Source organism: Georgenia sp. Marseille-Q6866 (assembly GCF_965111665.1).
The window spans coordinates 19,775-38,219 of record NZ_CBCOOR010000012.1 but is presented as its reverse complement, the minus strand read 5'-3'; the positions used below and the strand labels follow the sequence as shown (position 1 = coordinate 38,219).

Sequence of the window (18,445 nt, the reverse complement as noted above, 5' to 3'; positions counted from 1 at the left end):
GGGTGAGGAGTCCGGCTGTCGGCGGAGCGGCTGTCGGGCTAGGCGGAGGCCCGGCGGCGGGCGAGGAGGATCGTGCCTCCCGCGGCGAGGAGGACGACCGTGGCGAGGGCGGCGACGGTGACGGCGGCACCGGTGATGGCCAGGCCACCACCCGGTGCGGGAGGCGCTGCTCCGTCTCCGCCGGTCGCCGGAAGCTCTCCGTCGTCGGGGGTGTCGGTGCTCGGCTCGTCGGTCGGTGCGCCGGCGCCCGGCTCCTCGGACGGGTTCTCGCTCGGCTCCTCGGTGGGCTCCTCGGACGGGTCCTCGGTCGGCTCGTCGGTGGGCTCCTCGGTGGGCTCCTCGGTGGGCTCCTCGGTCGGCTCGTCGGTCGGCTCCTCGACGGGCTCGACGACGGCGAGCACCGCGCTCCCCGACGACGGCGCCGTGGCCGGGCCACCGGTGTAGGAGGCGGTGATGTCGTACTCGCCCACGGGGAGGTCCGGGAGCGCGAAGGTGGTGCCGGCCGCGCCGGCCGTCCCGGTGAAGGTGCGCCCGGCGACCTCGAGGACGACCACGCCGCCCGGCTGCACACCGCCGGCGGCGACGACGTCGACGACCGCGGTCGCCGGTGTCCCGGTCTCCAGACTGTCGGGCACGGTCACCTCGACCTCGGTCGGGACCTCACCGGCGCTCACGGGCAGCGCCGGCGCGAAGTCGGTGGTGACGCGGTCGCTCACCTGCTGCTCGAGCGCGAAGCCCATGGCGAGCACCTCGGCGTCCGACCAGGCCCGCCCGAGCACCTGCAGGCTCATCGACTCGCCCAGCGGGCTGGCACCCACCGGCACGACGACCGTCGGCAGACCCACGCTCGAGGTGAGCACGCCGGTGGCGCGGTCGGAGGTGTGGACGGCGGAGGCGACATCGTTGTTCCCGATGGCCGAGAGGAAGCCGGGGTACACGACGGCGTCGACGCCCGCCTCGTCCATCCACTCGGCGATGTGCTCCTTGTAGCGGTCCCGCCAGTCGAGGTAGGCCTCGACCTCCTCGTCCGTCATCGGCTCGGTGTCCCGCTCGCGCTGGTTGTACGGCAGGACGAGCGGGGAGGAGAGCAGCTCGTCACCGTCCGCGTAGGGGAACGCGGTCTGCTCGGCGATGTACCGCTCCCAGCCCTCGGCGCCGCGGTTGCCTCCCGGGGCGCGCTCGAAGCTCGGGGGCTCCGGGATCTCGACGACGGTCGCGCCGGCCTGCGCGGCCAGGAGCTCGAGCGACTCGCGGGCCGCCGGTCCGGTCGGGTCGCCGGAGATGGCGGTGGAGACGAAAGATCCGGGGATGACACCGAGGACCGCTCCGTCGAGGGCGCCGTCGTCCAGTCCCGCGGTGAAGGACTCCGGTCGCAGCGTGTTGTCCACCCGCGCGGTGAGCAGGTCGTCAGGGTTGTTGCCGGTGCTCCGCGTCGAGGTGGCGTCGAGCAGGAACGCGAGGTCGGTGACGGTCTTCGCCATCGGACCGGCGTAGTCCTGGGCCCAGGTGAGTGGCATGACGCCCGAGGTGGAGGACAGCCCGTCGGTGCCGCGGAAGGTCGCGAGCCCGGCCGAGGTCGACGGCGCGTACAGGGACACGCCCGTCTGGGAGCCCATCGCCGCGGCGGCGAGGTCCGCGGCGACGGCGGTCCCCGAGCCCCCGGAGGAGCCGTGCGACGTCTTCGAGGGGTACAGCGCGTTCCACGTCTGCATGAAGCCGGACTCCGACATCGACCCGGAGTTCGCGAACTCGGAGAGGTTCGTCTTGCCGATCATGACCGCGCCGGCCTCGCGCAGCCGCGCGACCTGCCAGGCGTCCGCGGCGGGACGGTAGCCCTCGAGGGCCAGGGTGCCGCCCGTCGTCGGCATGTCGGCCGTGTCGTAGAGGTCCTTGAGGGCCACCGGGATGCCGAGGAGGTCGCTGTCCGCGCCCGCCGCGCGCGCCGCGTCAGCGGCGGCGGCCTGCTCGAGCGCGTCGTCCGCCACGGTGATGAAGCTGCGGAAGCCGAGTGCGCCGTCGTCGTACGCCTCGATGCGGTCGAGGTAGGCGCGGGTGAGCTCGACGCTCGTCGTCCGGCCCGCGCGCAGGTCGGCCTGCAGCTGGGCGATGGTCGCCCCGGTGACGTCGTAGCCCGCCGTCGTCGACGCGGCCTCCGACGCGAGGGCGGTGAGCTCGGCGGTGGGCTGGGCGAGCAGTCCGGCGGCGGCGCACGCGGCGTCGTCGGACAGGTCGAAGTTGACGACGCTGCACAGCGCCGGCTGGTCGAGCCCGTCCACGTCCGGCTCCTCCGCGAGCGTGCGGGTGGTCGCGGTGAGCGCGTCGAGCGCGCCGGCCTCGTCAGAGCCGGCGACGACGTAGCTGAGAAGGGACTGGCTCTCCCCGGGCACGATCGTCAGCGAGTGGACGAACCCGGGGTGGTTGGCGCGGGAGCCGGTCGGCTCGTAGGGCGCGGTGAACGGGCCGGCCTGCTGGTCACCGAGGGCGTCCACCCCGTGCCCGACGACGATGCCCACCGGGCGGACGCCGTCACCTGCCGGCGCGGACGTCAGCCACACGTCCTCGACCTCGAGGGTGGTGTCGCCGTCGGACGTGTCCACGATGGTCCCGGCGTTCCTGCCGGTGCCCGAGCCCAGGGAGCCGCCGAAGGAGACGTCGACGGTGAGTGGCCCGCCCGTCGTGTTCGTGAAGGTGTCGAGGAAACGGAGGCTCTCGCCGACGACGTCGAGCGTCCGGGCGACCTGCACGCCGTCGAGCAGGACGGAGCGGGTGGACTCGAAGCCGCCGTCGTCGGCCGTGATCCCGAACCCGCGGAGCATCTGGCCGTTCATCCGGCCCTCGCCGCCGTCGACGTCGAGGAACACGTTGCCGAAGCCCTCGACGCGCGAGCCGGACAGGGAACGGATCGAGCCGGTGTCCAGGCCTGGGCGGTAGGCGTCGTGGATCGTAGCTGGCGCCGCCCGGGGTGGTGACGTCCGTGACGGCGGTGGCGGCGGGGGCGGTGGCGGCGAGCAGCGCCAGGGTGGCGGCCAGCCCTGCGGCGGCGTGGCGTTTCGAGGTCGGCATGAAGGTCCTTCCGCTAGGCCGGCCCCTGTGGGCTGGCGACGCCATCCCAGCGGACACGCGTCGCGCGCGCGTCGCGGACGTTTCGGCGGCGTAACAGTGCGCGGCAGGTGCGCGGGGGACGGGCCGCCCGAGGCACTACGGTATGGACGGCCGCGATCCGGAAGGAACCGAGATGACGCACCCCACGACCACCGCCGACCCCCGTCCGGGCAGCGACGACTACCGCCGCGCCCAGCGGGCCGAGCTCCTGCGGTTCGGCGCGGGTGCCCGCTGCGAGCTCGGCTTCGGCTACCTCGACGAGCGCGGCCGGGTGGACCCCACGACCGCCGAGCTGTGGATCACCTGCCGCATGACGCACATCTTCAGCCTGGGCGTCCTCGCCGGCGAGGAGCCGGCACCGGGCGGTCCGTCCCGCGAGGAGCTGGCGGCGCTCGCGGCCCACGGCGTACGTGCCCTGCGCGGCCCGCTCCACGACGACGAGCACGGCGGCTGGTTCGCCGCCGTCACCGCCGACGGTCCGTCGAACACGACGAAGCAGGCCTACGGGCACTCCTTCGTCGTCCTCGCAGCGAGCTCCGCCGTCGCCGCCGGCATCGAGGGTGCGCAGGAGCTGCTCGACCTCGCGCTCGCGGTGCAGGAGGAGCACTTCTGGGACGAGGACGCCGGGCTCGTCGTCGACGAGTGGGACCGCGCGTGGACCACGCTCGACCCCTACCGCGGCATCAACGCCAACATGCACAGCGTCGAGGCCTACCTCGCCGCCGGGGACGTCACCGGGGACACCCGCTGGCACCGCCGCGCCGGGCGCATCTCGGCGCAGGTCGCGACCTGGGCGCGGGAGAACGAGTGGCGTATCCCTGAGCACTTCGCCACCGACTGGACACCGCTGCTCGAGCACAACCGCGACCGCCCGGCCGACCCCTTCAAGCCCTACGGCGCCACCGTGGGCCACGGCCTGGAGTGGGCGCGCCTCCTCCTCGCCGTCGACGCCACGCTGGGCGCGGACGCTCCTGCCAACCTGGCCGAGACCGCCGTGGCGCTCACCGCGCGGGCCGTTGCGGACGGCTGGGACGCCGACGGCGCGGAGGGCTTCGTCTACACGACCGACTGGTCCGGGAAGCCCGTCGTCCGGGCCCGGATGCACTGGGTGGTCACCGAGGCCATCGCGACGTCCACCGTGCTCGAGCGGGTGACGGGCGACGCCGCCCACGCCGCCGACCTTGAGCGCTGGTGGGCCTACGCCGACACCTACCTCGTCGACCGCGACGGCGGCTCCTGGCACCACGAGCTCGACCCCGCGAACCGGCCGGCGTCGGGCACGTGGGAGGGCAAGCCGGACGTCTACCACGCCTACCAGGCGGCCCTCATGGCCGACGTCCCGCTCACCCCTCCTTCGCCTCCGCCCTCCGCGCCGCCGCCCAACCCCGCCGGCGCCCTGCGCCTGAGGCCCAGCCCCCGCCGACAGCTGAGGTGTTCCCGGGAGCGCCACAACGGGCGAGCCCGCCTCACCGTGCTGGTCCTCGGTCCACCATGCGCCCGGTAGACCGGGAGCATGGTGGACCAGAGGGCGCACGGTCGACCGGGGCGAGCCGCTGCCCGCGCGGACGGACGGCGGGCAGGGCCGCCCGGTGCTACTCCGGGCGGGCGGCGGCTGCGGCCCTCGCGGCGGCCGGCAGGGCGTCGAGGACGCGGTTGACGGCGTCGTCGTCGTGGGCGGCCGAGAGGAACCACGCCTCGAAGACCGACGGTGGCAGGGCCACGCCCGCCTCGAGCATCGCGTGGAAGAACGGCGGGAAGCGGAAGGCGTCCTGCGCCTGCACCTGCGCGTAGTTCCGCACCGGCGCGGCAGCCGCGGCCTCGCCGAAGAAGACGGAGAACAGGCTCCCGGCCCGCTGGACCCGGTGCGGGACACCCTCGGCGGACAGGGCGGCGCCCACCGCGTCGGCGACGACGCCGGCCGCCTCGTCCACCCGGGCGTACACCGTGTCGTCGGCGAGCCGCAGCGTGGCCAGACCGGCCGCCGTCGCCAGCGGGTTCCCCGAGAGCGTGCCCGCCTGGTAGACCGGCCCGAGCGGGCTGAGGAGGTCCATGAGCTCGGCCCGTCCGCCGACGGCGGCGAGCGGCATCCCGCCGCCGACGACCTTGCCGAAGGTGACGAGGTCCGGCTCCCAGGCGCGCGTGCCGCCGTCGCCGGCCTGCTCCAGGCCCCACCAGCCGGAGGGGTGGACGCGGAATCCGGTGAGCACCTCGTCGAGGATGAGGAGCGTGCCGTGGGCCGCGGTCAGCTGCCGCAGCAGCCCGTTGAAGCCGGGCTCGGGCGGGACGACGCCCATGTTCGCGGGCGCGGCCTCGGTGATGACCGCGGCGATCTCGTGCCCGCGCGTGGCGAAGAGCTCGGTGAGGGCGACGGCGTCGTTGTAGGGCAGGACGATGGTCTGCGCCGTCGTCGCCGCGGTCACCCCGGCGGAGCCGGGCATGGCGAAGGTCGCCACCCCGGAGCCGGCTGCGGCGAGGAGCGCGTCGACGTGCCCGTGGTAGTGCCCGGCGAACTTCACAATGAGGTCGCGGCCGGTCGCCCCGCGGGCGAGGCGGATCGCCGTCATCGTCGCCTCGGTGCCGGTCGAGACGAAGCGGACCCGCTGCGCCGGGGACACGCGCTCGCGGATCGCCTCGGCCAGCTCCACCTCCGCCACGGTGGGCGCCCCGAAGGACAGCCCGCGCGCCGCGGCCTGCTGCACGGCGTCGACCACCTCGGGGTGCGCGTGGCCGAGCAGCCCCGGCCCCCACGACATCACGAGGTCGACGTACTCCCGCCCGGCGACGTCGGTGATGTGCGGCCCGCGCGCGGACGCGACGAACCGCGGCACCCCACCCACCGAACCGTACGCGCGCACCGGGGAGCTCACCCCGCCGGGGATCACCGCACGCGCGGAGGTGAAGATCTCGTCCATGGGGTCGGTGGGCAGGTCGCTCATCGGGTGCCTCTCGGGGTCGTGGTGGTCAGCGCAGCCAGCCGGCGACCTCGGTCGCCCAGTACGTGAGGGTGAGGTCGGCGCCGGCGCGGCGGATGCCGAGCAGGGACTCCTCGATCGCGCGGCGCCGGTCGATCCAGCCCTGCGCCGCCGCGGCCTCGATCATCGCGTACTCCCCGGACACCTGGTAGGCGGCGACGGGCACGGGGGAGTGGGCGGCGACGTCGGACAGGACGTCGAGGTAGCTCATCGCGGGCTTGACCATGACGACGTCGGCGCCCTCGGCGAGGTCGAGGGTCGCCTCGCGCAGCCCCTCGCGGCGGTTGCCGGCGTCCATCTGGTAGGTGCGGCGGTCGCCCTGGAGGGCGGAGTCGACGGCGTCGCGGAAGGGCCCGTAGAAGGCCGAGGCGTACTTCGCGGAGTAGGCGAGGACGGCGACGTCGGTGTGCCCGGCGCCGTCGAGGGCCGCCCGCACCGCCGCGGTCTGGCCGTCCATCATCCCGGACAGCCCGAGCAGGTGAGCGCCGGTCTCCGCCTGCGCGAGCGCCATCTCCTCGTAGCGGGTGAGGGTCGCGTCGTTGTCGACGGTGCCGTCGGCCGTGAGGACGCCGCAGTGCCCGTGGTCCGTGAACTCGTCCAGGCACAGGTCGGACATGACGACGACGGCGTCCCCCACCTCCTCGACGAGCGCACGCAGGCCCGCGTTGAGGATCCCGTCCGGGTCCGTCGCGCAGGAGCCGACCGCGTCGCGCACGGCCGGGACGCCGAAGAGCATGAGCCCGCCGACCCCCGCCTCGGCAGCCTCGACGGCCGCGCGGCGCAGGGAGTCCAGCGAGTGCTGGACGACGCCCGGCATCGACGTGATCGGCGCCGGCTCGTCCAGGCCCTCCTTGACGAACATCGGCAGCACGAGGTCCGCCGCGTGCAGGCGGGTCTCGGCGACGAGCCGCCGCATCGCCGGGCTGCGGCGCAGCCGGCGCGGGCGGGCGGTGGGGATCGGGTGCGTCATGGGCGGGCTCCGGTGGTGAGGGCGCGGCCGGCCGCCTCGAGCAGGCCGGCGGTGGTCTGGTGGTCGGCGACGGCGTGCACCGGCAGCCCCGCACGGCGCGCGGCGTCGGCGGTGCTCTCGCCGATCGCGCACACGCGCGTGGGTGCGGCGGTGCCGTAGAGGGCGGCGAAGGCGCTCGCGGTGCTGCCCGAGGTGAGGACGACGACGTCGACCCCTCCGCCGTCGAGCAGCTCCGTGACCGCGGGGTCGGGGACCGTCACGGGGACGGTCCGGTAGGCGACGACGTCGCGCACCTGCCAGCCGCGCTCGCGCAGGCCGGCGACGAGGGTGGGGGCGGCGATCTCCGAGCGCGGGACGAGCACGGTGCCGCTGCCCGCGGGCCAGACGGCGAGGAGGTCGACGGCGCTCGAGCGCTCCGGCGGGACGAGGTCCGCGTCGATTCCGTGCGCGGCGAGGGCGGCGCCGGTCGCGTGGCCGACGACGGCGACGCGCGGGCCGGCGAGGAGCTGCGCCGTCGTCGTGCCGAGGGCGGCGGCGCGCTCGGCGACGGCCGCGACGGTCGTGGCACTGGTGAGGGCGACCCAGTCGACGCTCACAGCGGCGCGGAGCGCGGCGTCGAGCTCGTCGGTGGGAGCGATCGTCTCGTGCCGGATGAGGTCCGCGGTGACCGTGCGCGCGCCGAGCTCCTCGGCGGCGTGGGCGAGGCGGTTCGCGGCGTCGGTGTTGGGGAGCAGGAGCGTGCGGCCGGCGAGGCTCATGCCGTCGGTCCGGTGGCGCGCGCGGTCCTGGGCCGCAGCGATCCGGCCCGGCGGGACGGGGCTGTGGCGCAGGCGGCCAGGCTCACGCGGGCCGCCCGGTGATGCTCGCGGCACCCGCCTCGAGGAGTGCGTTCGCGACCTCGGTGCCGAGGGACTCCGCTGCCGCGAGCGAGGCGGCGTCGTCGGCCGGGAGCGCGACGTCGGCGCGGTGGCTGAGGCGGCGGCTGCCGTCGTGCTCGACGACGGTCGCGTGGAGGTGCAGCGCCCCGCCCTCGAGATGGGCGAGGGCGCCGAGCGGCGCGGCGCAGCCGGCCTCGAGGACGCGCAGGACGACGCGCTCGGCGGTGACCGCCAGGCGGGTGGCGTGGTCGTCGAGGGCGCGCAGGCCGGCGGCGAGCGGGTGGTCCGGGTCGGTGAGGTCCTCGCTGCGGCACTCGACGGCCAGCGCGCCCTGCCCCGGGGCGGGGACGACGACCTCCGTGTCGAGGGTCTCGGTGACCGCCTCGAGCCGCCCGACGCGGGCGAGCCCGGCGTGGGCGAGGACGACGGCGTCGAGGTCACCGGGCTGCACGCGCCCCAGGCGGGTCTCGACGTTGCCGCGGATGTCGACGATGTCGAGGTCAGGACGGGCGGCGAGCAGCTGCGCGGCCCGGCGCGGTGAGCCGGTGCCGACCCGTGCGCCGTCGGGAAGCGTCTGCAGGGTCCAGCCCTCGCGGGCGCACAGGGCGTCGCGGGAGTCCGCGCGCTCGGGCAGCGCGCCGATCGACAGGCCGGGCGTCGGGGCCGTGGGCAGGTCCTTGAGGGAGTGGACGGCGAGGTCGCACTCCCCGGCGAGCAGCGCCTCGCGCAGCGCGGCGGCGAAGACGCCGGTGCCGCCGAGGGTGACGAGGGAGGCGCGCTTGCGGTCGCCCTCGGTGCGGATCCGGACGAGCTCGACCTCCCGGCCGGTCGCCGCCTCCAGCGCCTTGGCCACGGTGGTGGACTGCGTGAGCGCCAGCGTCGAGGCGCGCGTGCCGAGCCGAAGAGGGGGAGGGGTCACTCCTCAAGTGTGCACACCCCGGGGAATCGAAGTCGAGGTGACCTCCGTCGCGGAGTGACAACTCAGCGCTCGACGAAGGTCGCTTAGCGTCGAGCGCTGAGTTGTGGCGGGACGTCAGTAACAACTCAGCGCTCGCCGGGAAGGGAGTCCGCCGCGCCGGTAGCCGGGTCTCGTCCGGCGGGGTCAGCGGGTGAGGTTGCGGCGGAAGGTGACCGGCTCCTCGACGAGCTCGGACCAGGCGGCACGCTCGTCGTCGCTGATGCGGCGCGGGCGGCCGGTGGTGCGGTCGACGAGCACGAGCGTCGTCATCGCCCGCACGGCGACGCCCTCGGGCCCGGGCACCTCGTAGCAGACGTCGATGCTGGCCCCACCCATGCGGGCCAGCCACATCTCCACCTGGACCGGCGCCGTCGTGTACTCCAGCGGCGCGAGGTACTCGATCTCCTGGTGGGCGATGAAGGTGGCCGTCTGGGCGCCGTCACCGGCGGCGAGGATCCTGCCGCCGGTGACGTCCGGGTCCTCCGGGCTCGCCCAGAACGCGGCGATGCGGGCCTCCTCGAGGAGGGTGAGCATCGCCGCGTTGTTGACGTGCCCGTAGCCGTCGATGTCCGACCAGCGGAGCTTCACGGGAACGGTCAGTCGGGTCATCAGTCGCGCGTGAGCTTGCGGTAGCTCATGCGGCTGGGGCGCGCGGCGTCGGGCCCCAGTCGAGCGACCTTGTTCTCCTCGTAGGAGGCGAAGTTGCCCTCGAACCAGTACCAGTTCGCCGGGTTCTCCTCGGTGCCCTCCCAGGCGAGGATGTGGGTGGCGACGCGGTCGAGGAACCACCGGTCGTGGGAGACGACGACGGCGCAGCCGGGGAACTCGAGCAGCGCGTTCTCCAGCGAGCCGAGGGTCTCGACGTCGAGGTCGTTCGTCGGCTCGTCGAGGAGCAGGAGGTTGCCGCCCTGCTTGAGCGTGAGCGCGAGGTTGAGGCGGTTGCGCTCACCACCGGAGAGCACGCCGGCCGGCTTCTGCTGGTCGGCGCCCTTGAAGCCGAACTGCGAGACGTAGGCGCGCGAGGGGATCTCGACCTTGCCGACCTGGATGAAGTCCAGCCCGTCGGACACGACCTCCCACAGCGTCTTCTTCGGGTCCAGGCCCTCGCGGGACTGGTCGACGTAGGAGATCTTCACGGTCTCCCCGATCTTGAGGTCACCGCCGTCGAGCGGCTCGAGGCCGACGATCGTCTTGAAGAGGGTCGTCTTGCCGACGCCGTTGGGGCCGATGACGCCGACGATGCCGTTGGGCGGCAGGGAGAAGGACAGCCCGTCGATGAGGGTGCGGTCCCCGAAGCCCTTCTCGAGGTTCTTGGCGTCGATGACGACCGAGCCCAGGCGCGGGCCCGGCGGGATCTGGATCTCCTCGAAGTCGAGCTTGCGCATGCGGTCGGCCTCGGCGGCCATCTCCTCGTAGCGCGCCAGACGTGCCTTGGACTTGGCCTGGCGGCCCTTGGCGGAGGAGCGGACCCACTCGAGCTCGTCCCGGAGGCGCTTCTGAAGCTTGGCATCCTTCTTGCCCTGCACCTCGAGGCGGGAGGCCTTCTTCTCCAGGTAGGTGGAGTAGTTGCCCTCGTAGGGGTAGAGGCGGCCGCGGTCGACCTCGGCGATCCACTCGGCGACGTGGTCGAGGAAGTACCGGTCGTGGGTGACGGCGATGACGGCGCCGGCGTACTTGGCCAGGTGCTGCTCGAGCCAGAGCACCGACTCGGCGTCGAGGTGGTTGGTGGGCTCGTCGAGGAGCAGGAGGTCGGGCGCCTCGAGCAGCAGCTTGCACAGCGCGACGCGGCGCCGCTCGCCACCGGACAGGACGGAGACGTCCGCGTCGGGCGGCGGCAGGCGCAGCGCGTCCATCGCCTGCTCGAGCTGGGAGTCGAGGTCCCACGCGTTGGCGGCGTCGATCTCGCCCTGGAGGGTGCCCATCTCGGCCATGAGCGCGTCGAAGTCGGCGTCGGGGTTCGCCATCTCCTCGCCGATGGCGTTGAAGCGGTCGAGCTTGGCCTTGATCTCCGAGACGCCGTCCTGGACGTTCTCCAGCACGTTCTTCGTCTCGTCGAGCGGCGGCTCCTGCAGGAGGATCCCGACGGAGTAGCCCGGGCTCAGCCGCGCCTCACCGTTCGAGGGCTGCTCGAGCCCGGCCATGATCTTGAGGATCGTCGACTTGCCCGCGCCGTTCGGACCGACCATGCCGATCTTGGCGCCGGGCAGGAAGGACATGGAGACGTCGTCGAGGATGACCTTGTCGCCGTGCGCCTTGCGTGCCCTGACCATCGAGTAGATGTACTCGGCCACAACTCTCCCAGTGCTCGAGGATGCGGGCCGGAGCCCCGGCCACTTGCGTCCTCCAGGGTAGGCCACGGCCGCCCGGTCGTCGTCTGCCGCCGGTGTGGCCTTCGCTGCAGGCGATCACACCTCGACGGGCGCCTTCTCCCACGGGTCCGCGGGCTCCAGGCCCTCCCCCACGGGTGCGCCGCCGTCCTCCGGGTCCCGCTCCTCGTCCGTCCCGGGTGCCGTCTCCCGCGCGGCGAAGGCCTCCGCCGGTGCCTGCTCGATGACCTTCGCGTAGGTGACGAGGCCGTACTTGATGTCGACCGCGATGACACCGGCGGTGATGACGTTGGTGTGGCTCGTGCGCTCCGGCCCGGCCCACTCCTCGGAGCTGAAGATGCCCTGGACGAGGACCGGCATGCCGCGGCGGATCGACCGCTGCACGAACTTGCCGTTCGGTCCCCACGTCTTGACGGTGAACCACTCGGTGCCGGTCTCCCGCCACTCGCCGCTGGCGGAGTCCCGGTAGCTGCGGGTGCAGGCGAGCCGGAACTTCGTCACCTCCCTGTCGTTGGGCGTGAGGACGATCTCCGGGTCGGTCCCCACGCGTCCGCGGACGGTGATCTGGTTGGTGTCGCTCATCGCAGTGCTCCTGGCTCGGGGCCGGCGGGGTGCCGGCGTCGAGCACGACGATGCCGTGCGGCGCCCTCACCCGGGAGCGGCGAGGGGACCGACTGTGGACGGAGCCCTCGCTCAGCCGTCCTGTGCGGCAGCCGCGTCCAGCGCGAGACGCAGGGTCCGGTGCCGCTCGAGGACGGCGACCGTCGGCGCGGCGAGCTCGCCGCGCACGACCTCACCGACCCGCTCCTCCACCTCCTGGCGGTAGCGTGCCGCCACCCGCTCCCCCTGGGAGCCGCGTGACACCCGCGCAATGACGACGCCCGCGGCGCCGAGAACGAGCAGCCCCGCCCCGACGCCGAGGAGCACACCGCCGGGCAGGTCACCGGCCCCGAGGGCGCCGGCGGCACCGAGGACGAGGGCAAGCACGCCGAGCGCGGCGAGCACAAGGCCGCCCACCTGCAGCGCGAGCAGTCCCGGCCGGCGCACCTCGGGCAGCGGCACGCCGTCGACGGCGGAGGAGACGGACTCGCGCAGCGACCCCGCGGGGGGCACGGCCTGCGTCACGGCGCGCTCCCACCGCTCGGGCAGGCCGGCGGTCGCGGCCGCGAGCCAGCGCCCCCGCACGGCCTCGACGGCACCGGTGGCCGGCGGCTCGGGATGGGCCAACGCGCTGGACCGCACCCGCACGACGGCGGCACGCACCGAGTCCGCGACGGAGCCGACCCCGGCCGCACGGCTGAGCTCACCGGCGGCCGCTGCCACCTCGGAGGTGCCGAGGGCCGGCTCGTCCTGCCCGACGGCGGCGCGCAGCCTGCGGGCGACGGCACCGATCTCTGCCTCGGCGGTGCGGGCGGCGGTCGAGGACCGCGCCACGGTGAGCGCGAGGATCTCCCGCACGTCCGCGATGCCCTGCCCGGTGACGGCGGAGGTGGTGATGACCTCGACACCGCCCAGGCCGTCGGCACGCAGCAGCTCCCGGACCGACTCGACCACCCGCGGCACGGCGCCCGCGGGGAGGGTGTCGACCTGGTTGACGAGGACGAGCATGACCTCCTGGCGGTCGGCCAGGGCGCGCAGGTAACGGTCGTGGAGGGCGTGGTCGGCGTACTTCTGGGGGTCGACCACCCAGATGAGCATGTCGACGAGCGGCAGCAGCCGGTCGACCTGGTCGGCGTGGGCCTCGGCGACGGAGTCGTGGTCGGGCATGTCGAGGAGCACGAGGCCGTGCAGGGCCTGCTCCTCGTCGGCGTCCAGGACGCTCTCGCGGCCGATGCGGCGGTGCTCGGAGACCTCGAGGAAGTCGAGCAGCTCGGTGGCCGAGCCGCCCCACACGCACGCGGCGGCCCGGTCGGTGGTGGGCCGGATCGCGCCGACGTCGGCGAAGCGCAGCCCGGAGATCGCGTTGAACAGGGAGGACTTGCCCGAGCCCGTCCCACCGACGAGCGCGACGACCGTGCGGTCCACGCCGAGCGCGAGCCGCTTCTCCACCTGGGCGATGTCGGCGAGGGAGGCGGCGACGAGCTCGGGGGCGACCTCGTCACCGGCCTGCTCGAGCGCCGCGGCGATCCGCTGGACGTGTGTGCTCAGCCGCTCGTCGTCGTGGGCGGGAGCGGCGTGGGCGCCGTGGTGCTTCATTGGTGTCCTCTCAGCTCACTGGCCCGCAGCCGCAGACCGGCACCGGCCTCGCTGCGCAGCCCGAGGGCGGCGAGGCGGTCGAGGGCGGGGCCGGCCTCGTCACGGACCACGGCGGCGGCGGTCGCGTGGAGGTCCTCGGCCACCGTCGCGACGACGTCCTCGCCGGGCACGAGCGACCGGACGGCGCGGGCGGCACCCTCGAGGCCGGCGGCGGCCGCCTGGAGCAGGCCGCTGAGCCCGGCGGCGTCGAGCACGCGCGCGGAGTCACCGAGCACCCGCTCGGCGAGCGCGTCGGTCCGTGCGGCCCAGGCGGCGACGGCGGACCCGGCGCGGGAGTCGCGTGCGCCGTCGTCGGCCACGAGCAGGTCCGCGCCGCCGCGGCCGGGCTCGGACCAGGCGCGACGCAGGTCCGCGGCGGCGTCCGCCGCGGCGTCGACGAGGAGCGGGGCGAGCGCCTGGCGCGTCTCGGCCCCGATGGCGACGGCGGCGCGGCTGCGGTCGCGTGTGCCGCTGCCCCGCCAGCCCTTGCGGACCCGGGAGGCGTCACCGGTGAGGGGTGCGAGCACGCCACCGGTGCTGGCCGCGGAGAGCCAGCGGGTGGTCGGGGCGCCCTGGGTGGCGACGCCGGTGCGCAGGCGCGAGACGAGCGCGTCGGCGGCCTCGTCGACGGCGTGCTCCGCCCGGGAGCGGAGCGTGCCGGCGGCCATGGCCTGCTCGGTGATGCCGTCGGCCAGGCGCAGCAGCTCCTCGCGCAGCGTCCCCCACACGCCCTGAGTGGTGCGGCGCACGACGCCGCGGGCGGTGTTGCGGCCACCGAGGAGCGCGAGCCAGGTGCGGACGGGCTCGACGACGTCGGCGGGGAGCAGGCCCTCGTGCGGGCCCACGTCCGGCACGACGAAGAGCGGGGCCTCCCCCAGACCGAGGTCGGTCATCCGGCGCATGAGGTCGGCACGCACCTCGGGGAGCACGCGGCGCGGGACCCGGTTGAGGAGGACGGCGACGGTGATGCCCCGCTCCTGCGCCTGGCGCAGCACCCGCCACGGCACGGCGTCGCCGTAGCGCGCGGCGGTGGTGACGAAGAGCCACAGGTCGGCGGTCTCGAGGAGGAGGTTGGCCAGGGTGCGGTTGCCCTCGAGGACCGAGTCGAGGTCCGGCGCGTCGAGCAGGGCCAGGCCGGCCGGCACGCCGTCGTCGGGGACGACGTCGGCGAGCTCGGTGATCGGGTGCTCGGCCACGAGCCACGTGTCCTCGGGGCGGACGGCGAGGACCGGGCTGATCGTCGTCGGCCGGATGACACCCGCGTCGGAGATCTCGCGGCCGACGACGGAGTTGACGAGCGTCGACTTCCCCGCGCCGGTCGAGCCGCCGAGGACGACGACGGCGGGCCCCGCATCGCGCTTGAGGCGCGGCAGCAGGTGGGCCCCGATCTGCGTCTCGACCCGGTCCCGCAGCTCACGCAGCGCCTCGGCACCGGGCAGGTCGAGGGGGAAGCGGGCGGAGGTGACGTCGTCGAGAAGGTCGGTGACGACGTCGAGAATCGGTGACCGGCCCCGCACATGACGTGCCGAGACGGCGTCTCGGGGGTCGGGGGCGCCAGTCACGCCCTTATCCTCCCTGGTCAGCAGGGGCAGACCAAGCCTGGACGTCACGTGTCGGGGTGCGTGTCGCCGGGAGGCACTACCGTTGGGCCTGCCGGTTTGCCGGGCCCCAGTAGCTCAATGGATAGAGCAACGGCCTTCTAATCCGTAGGTTGCAGGTTCGAGTCCTGCCTGGGGCGCCCCTGACGAGCTCCTGCGCCGCGCTCTTGACGGCGCCTCCGCGCCGCTGGACGCTGGAGCCCCGTCACGCCCCGGAGGCACCCATGGGCAAGCTCATCTACGCAGCCAACGTCTCGCTCGACGGCTACCTCGAGGACGAGGCCGGCGCCTTCGACTGGTCGGAGCCGGACGAGGCGGTGCACGCGTTCTGGAACGAGCACGAGCGCGGCATCGGCACCTCGCTCTACGGCAGGCGCATGTACGAGGCGATGCGTGTCTGGGAGGACGACGACTGGCTCACCGACGAGCCGGCCGTCGTCCGGGAGTACGCGCAGATCTGGCGCGACGCCGACAAGGTCGTCTACTCCTCGACCGTCGAGGACGTGACGACGGCGCGGACGAGGGTCGAGCAGCGGTTCGAGCCGGAGGCGGTCCGGCAGCTGAAGGCCGACTCCAGCGCGGACCTGAGCATCGGCGGTGCGGCGATCGGCGCCGAGGCGTTCCGCCACGGCCTGGTCGACGAGTGCGTCCTCCTTCTCTATCCCGTCGTCGTGGGCGGCGGGAAGCCGGCGCTGCCCCGCGGCGTCCGCCTCGACCTCGAGCTGCTGGACCAGCGCCGCTTCGACAACGGGGTGGTCCATGTCCGCCACGCGGTGCGGAACACCTGACTAGCAGGTGGCCAGCAGGCGGCTGAGGACGGTCGTGGAGAGGGACTCCGCGTAGCCTTCCGGCCACGGTGGCACGTCGGTGCCGGTGGGCTGCGCGGCGACTGAGACGCCGCACTCACGGTCGGCGGTCACGGCGTCCGCGGTGAAGCTCCACGAGGGGCCACCGAAGGTCCACCCCTCGCCCCCGTCGACCTCCAGGGGCTCGGTCGCGAAACCGAGGGGCTCGGCCAGGACCATGCCCTCGCCGCGCTGGACGCGGAAGCTGAAGCCAACTCCGCCCGGGGACTCGTAGGTGCCACCGACGATCGCGGCATCCTCCAGGCCTGCCACCGACTCGAGGACCAGGCCGAAGGGATCCTCCGGCCGAGCCAGGTCGGAGTACGGGCCGGCAGCGTCCGCGTCGAGCACTGCCCCACCGTTCGCCAGCGTGGACGCCATAAGGCTCGCGGTCGTGGTGAGGTGGCCTCCCTCCCCGACCTCGGCAAGCTCCACCGAGTCGAGCAGCTCACCGGAGTCGATGTCGACGACGGCGTAGGACAGCGCCGGCCAGTCCGGACCGACGACGGCGGCGTACTCGAGCGCCTCGCCACAGCTCGTCCGGTCCCAGGTGGCCCAGGTGCCGGACTGGGTGTCCACGACCGCGACCCGCGGGTGCTCCGCGCACAGGGTTCCCTCGACCGGCTCGGGCAAGGGGATGGCGGCCGGGGACGCCTCGACCGCGGGAGGTTCACCCGTGCCGGCTGGTGCTGGAGGCGGACCGGCCTCCGCGCACGCGCCCAGCACGACAACGGACAGGACCGCAACACTGCTCGCCACCCGACGCACCAGGACACCGCGCCACAGAGCCGGACATCTGGAGGCCGGTTTCCGGACCCGCTACCACCGCCGCCTGCACGGCGCGATCGCCGTCGCCCCACCCGCCGAGCGGCAACCCACTACCGTCGGGTCAGGTTCCGAGCCTCCGCCAGATCCGGCACGCGTCGCCGAACACTTCGTCCACACGGCCAACAAGGGAGCACACGTCATGGGAGTCGTGGACAACGTCATCTACGTCGACGGGCAACGGGCCGCGACACCGCACACCCTGGAGCAGACCTTCGAGCTGCTCCACCAGCACGGTGGCATGGCCTGGGTGGGGCTCTACCGCCCCACGCCGGAGGAGGTCAGCGCCATCGCCGGCGAGTTCGGCCTCCATGAGCTGGCCGAGGAGGACACCAACAAGGCCCACCAACGGCCCAAGCTGGAACGCTACGGCCACACCCTGTTCACCGTCCTGCGCCCCGCCCGGTACCTCGAGGACGTCGAGGAGGTCGAGTTCGGAGAGCTGCACGTGTTCACCGGCCCTGGCTTCGTCGTCACGGTCAGGCATGCCGAGTCACCGGACCTGGGCCGGGTCCGGCGCCGGCTCGAGGACGACCCGGGCACTCTCCGCCTCGGTCCGGAGGCGGTGCTCTACGCGATCCTCGACGAGGTCGTGGACCAGTACGGCCCGGTAGTCGCCGGACTGGAGAACGACATCGACGAGATCGAGGACCAGCTCTTCGACAGCGACCCGACCGTCTCACGGCGGATCTACGAGCTCTCCCGAGAGGTGATGGCTTTCCAACGCGCCACCCACCCGCTCGTGGGCATGCTCGAGGACCTCGAGCGTGGCTTCGACGCGTACGAGGTGGACGTCGAGCTACGGCACCGGCTCCGCGACGTCCGCGACCACACCCTGCGCGTGGTCGAGCGCGCCGACGCCTTCCGCAGCCTGCTGCAGAACGCCCTGGCGGTCAACGCCACGCTCGTGGCACAGCAGCAGAACGAGGAGATGCGCCGCGTCACCGAGGCCAGCTACCAGCAGAGCGAGCAGGTCAAACGCATCTCCTCGTGGGCAGCGATCCTCTTTGCCCCCACCCTGGTCGGGACGATTTACGGCATGAACTTCACCCACATGCCGGAGCTCGGGTGGGCTTACGGCTACCCCCTGGCACTGCTCGCCATGGTCGCGCTCGGCGTGGTCCTGTACACCGTCTTCAAGAGGCACCACTGGCTCTAGGAACGTCATGAGCATGCCCTCCCGGGCGGTCCATCGCTGGCGCACCACGCTCCACTGCGCCGTGCCCGGTTCCTCGCCTTGGACGTCAGATGCGTGAGCCGGACCTCCGCTACGGTCATGGCATGCAAAGGAGCGTTCCGCGTGGGTCGGTTACCTCAAAGAGGGCAGTCAGCCGCCCGTTCGCGGGCGAGGCACTACGGTTCTGGGCTGCAGTCTGCGCGCTCGGCGGTGCATCCGTCTCGATCATCTTGGCCGCCTTGCTCGCGATCCTCCCGCACAGGAGCAGCCAAGTCATGGTCTACACAGTTCTCGGCCTTGTCTGCCTCACCGTCGCGGCGCTCATCGGACTGGCCGAGTGCGTCTACAGGCGACGAGCTCGCCGAGATCGGGCTTCTCACGGGCTCCCGTAGATCCGTCGGGTCGCGGAACAGACGCCGGTCAGTACATCTAGAACACGCCTGCAACGCTCAGCCTCATAGTGGCCATGAACAGGGTGCCGCATTCCATGTAAGACGGGCTCACCATGGACGACACCGACGTCGACGTCCCGACGCCCAGGCCGGCCATGCGGCGTCG

Annotated in this window: 14 protein-coding genes and 1 tRNA gene; 4 read left to right on the top strand and 11 right to left on the bottom strand. The window is 73.6% G+C overall.

Annotation, left to right across the window (positions count from 1 at the left end):
- Nucleotides 1-38: 38 nt before the first annotated feature.
- The gene (locus ACWPXV_RS11345) at nucleotides 39-2,861 is read right to left on the bottom strand and encodes an amidase (protein ID WP_454085335.1); all 2,823 of its coding nucleotides are present in this window, start codon (nucleotides 2,859-2,861) and stop codon (nucleotides 39-41) included.
- A gap of 374 nt (nucleotides 2,862-3,235) precedes the next feature.
- On the opposite strand from ACWPXV_RS11345, the gene ACWPXV_RS11340 reads away from it, so the two are divergent.
- A complete protein-coding gene (locus ACWPXV_RS11340; protein ID WP_454085334.1) occupies nucleotides 3,236-4,606 on the top strand; it encodes an AGE family epimerase/isomerase in 1,371 nt (456 codons plus the stop codon).
- Between the two features lie 88 nt (nucleotides 4,607-4,694).
- Here the strand turns inward: ACWPXV_RS11340 and hemL are convergent, their stop codons facing one another.
- The 9 genes from hemL to ACWPXV_RS11295 all read right to left on the bottom strand — a co-directional run bounded on the left by hemL (nucleotide 4,695) and on the right by ACWPXV_RS11295 (nucleotide 15,004).
- Nucleotides 4,695-6,038 (bottom strand): glutamate-1-semialdehyde 2,1-aminomutase, encoded by a 1,344-nt coding sequence (gene hemL, locus ACWPXV_RS11335; RefSeq protein WP_454085333.1) that lies wholly within the window; start codon nucleotides 6,036-6,038, stop codon nucleotides 4,695-4,697.
- A gap of 25 nt (nucleotides 6,039-6,063) precedes the next feature.
- Nucleotides 6,064-7,044, bottom strand: coding sequence for a porphobilinogen synthase (gene hemB, locus ACWPXV_RS11330; RefSeq protein WP_454085332.1), 981 nt, complete (start codon nucleotides 7,042-7,044; stop codon nucleotides 6,064-6,066).
- On the bottom strand, nucleotides 7,041-7,802 hold the full coding sequence (locus ACWPXV_RS11325) for a uroporphyrinogen-III synthase (protein WP_454085331.1): 762 nt from the start codon (nucleotides 7,800-7,802) through the stop codon (nucleotides 7,041-7,043). The genes hemB and ACWPXV_RS11325 overlap by 4 nt, the downstream gene beginning before the upstream one ends.
- Before the next feature lie 82 nt (nucleotides 7,803-7,884).
- Nucleotides 7,885-8,841 carry a hydroxymethylbilane synthase gene (gene hemC / locus ACWPXV_RS11320; protein ID WP_454085330.1) on the bottom strand — a complete coding sequence of 319 codons (957 nt, stop codon included), beginning with the start codon at nucleotides 8,839-8,841 and terminating at the stop codon, nucleotides 7,885-7,887.
- Nucleotides 8,842-9,024: 183 nt separating this feature from the next.
- Nucleotides 9,025-9,489, bottom strand: a complete 465-nt coding sequence (locus tag ACWPXV_RS11315) for an acyl-CoA thioesterase (RefSeq protein ID WP_454085329.1) — start codon at nucleotides 9,487-9,489, stop codon at nucleotides 9,025-9,027.
- Nucleotides 9,489-11,171: an energy-dependent translational throttle protein EttA gene (gene ettA / locus ACWPXV_RS11310; protein ID WP_454085328.1), complete on the bottom strand. Its 1,683-nt coding sequence runs from the start codon at nucleotides 11,169-11,171 to the stop codon at nucleotides 9,489-9,491. Before ettA ends, ACWPXV_RS11315 begins: the two co-directional genes overlap by 1 nt.
- Before the next feature lie 114 nt (nucleotides 11,172-11,285).
- Complete coding sequence (locus ACWPXV_RS11305; protein ID WP_454085327.1) at nucleotides 11,286-11,789, bottom strand: single-stranded DNA-binding protein; 504 nt, start codon at nucleotides 11,787-11,789, stop codon at nucleotides 11,286-11,288.
- Between the two features lie 111 nt (nucleotides 11,790-11,900).
- Complete coding sequence (locus ACWPXV_RS11300) at nucleotides 11,901-13,403, bottom strand: GTPase (RefSeq protein WP_454085326.1); 1,503 nt, start codon at nucleotides 13,401-13,403, stop codon at nucleotides 11,901-11,903.
- Entirely contained in the window at nucleotides 13,400-15,004 is a 1,605-nt protein-coding gene (locus ACWPXV_RS11295) for a hypothetical protein (protein ID WP_454085325.1), read from the bottom strand. Before ACWPXV_RS11295 ends, ACWPXV_RS11300 begins: the two co-directional genes overlap by 4 nt.
- 103 nt (nucleotides 15,005-15,107) lie before the next feature.
- Here ACWPXV_RS11295 and ACWPXV_RS11290 point away from each other — a divergent pair.
- Both ACWPXV_RS11290 and ACWPXV_RS11285 read left to right on the top strand, forming a co-directional pair.
- Nucleotides 15,108-15,180: transfer RNA gene (locus tag ACWPXV_RS11290), tRNA-Arg, on the top strand.
- Nucleotides 15,181-15,264: 84 nt separating this feature from the next.
- A complete protein-coding gene (locus tag ACWPXV_RS11285) occupies nucleotides 15,265-15,828 on the top strand; it encodes a dihydrofolate reductase family protein (protein ID WP_454085324.1) in 564 nt (187 codons plus the stop codon).
- Here ACWPXV_RS11285 and ACWPXV_RS11280 read toward each other — a convergent pair whose 3' ends face one another.
- Nucleotides 15,829-16,464 (bottom strand): hypothetical protein, encoded by a 636-nt coding sequence (locus tag ACWPXV_RS11280; RefSeq protein WP_454085323.1) that lies wholly within the window; start codon nucleotides 16,462-16,464, stop codon nucleotides 15,829-15,831.
- A 388-nt stretch (nucleotides 16,465-16,852) separates the two neighbouring features.
- On the opposite strand from ACWPXV_RS11280, the gene ACWPXV_RS11275 reads away from it, so the two are divergent.
- Nucleotides 16,853-17,869, top strand: a complete 1,017-nt coding sequence (locus tag ACWPXV_RS11275) for a magnesium and cobalt transport protein CorA (RefSeq protein WP_454085322.1) — start codon at nucleotides 16,853-16,855, stop codon at nucleotides 17,867-17,869.
- Nucleotides 17,870-18,445: the final 576 nt, after the last annotated feature.

Excerpts from the sequence above, each read along its gene's own strand:
- ACWPXV_RS11340 (WP_454085334.1), top strand. The coding sequence starts at position 3,236 with ATGACGCACCCCACGACCACCGCCGACCCCCGTCCGGGCAGCGACGAC.
- hemL (WP_454085333.1), bottom strand. The coding sequence starts at position 6,038 with ATGAGCGACCTGCCCACCGACCCCATGGACGAGATCTTCACCTCCGCG.
- hemB (WP_454085332.1), bottom strand. The coding sequence starts at position 7,044 with ATGACGCACCCGATCCCCACCGCCCGCCCGCGCCGGCTGCGCCGCAGC.
- ACWPXV_RS11325 (WP_454085331.1), bottom strand. The coding sequence starts at position 7,802 with ATGAGCCTCGCCGGCCGCACGCTCCTGCTCCCCAACACCGACGCCGCG.
- ACWPXV_RS11315 (WP_454085329.1), bottom strand. The coding sequence starts at position 9,489 with ATGACCCGACTGACCGTTCCCGTGAAGCTCCGCTGGTCGGACATCGAC.
- ACWPXV_RS11305 (WP_454085327.1), bottom strand. The coding sequence starts at position 11,789 with ATGAGCGACACCAACCAGATCACCGTCCGCGGACGCGTGGGGACCGAC.
- ACWPXV_RS11300 (WP_454085326.1), bottom strand. The coding sequence starts at position 13,403 with ATGAAGCACCACGGCGCCCACGCCGCTCCCGCCCACGACGACGAGCGG.
- ACWPXV_RS11285 (WP_454085324.1), top strand. The coding sequence starts at position 15,265 with ATGGGCAAGCTCATCTACGCAGCCAACGTCTCGCTCGACGGCTACCTC.
- ACWPXV_RS11275 (WP_454085322.1), top strand. The coding sequence starts at position 16,853 with ATGGGAGTCGTGGACAACGTCATCTACGTCGACGGGCAACGGGCCGCG.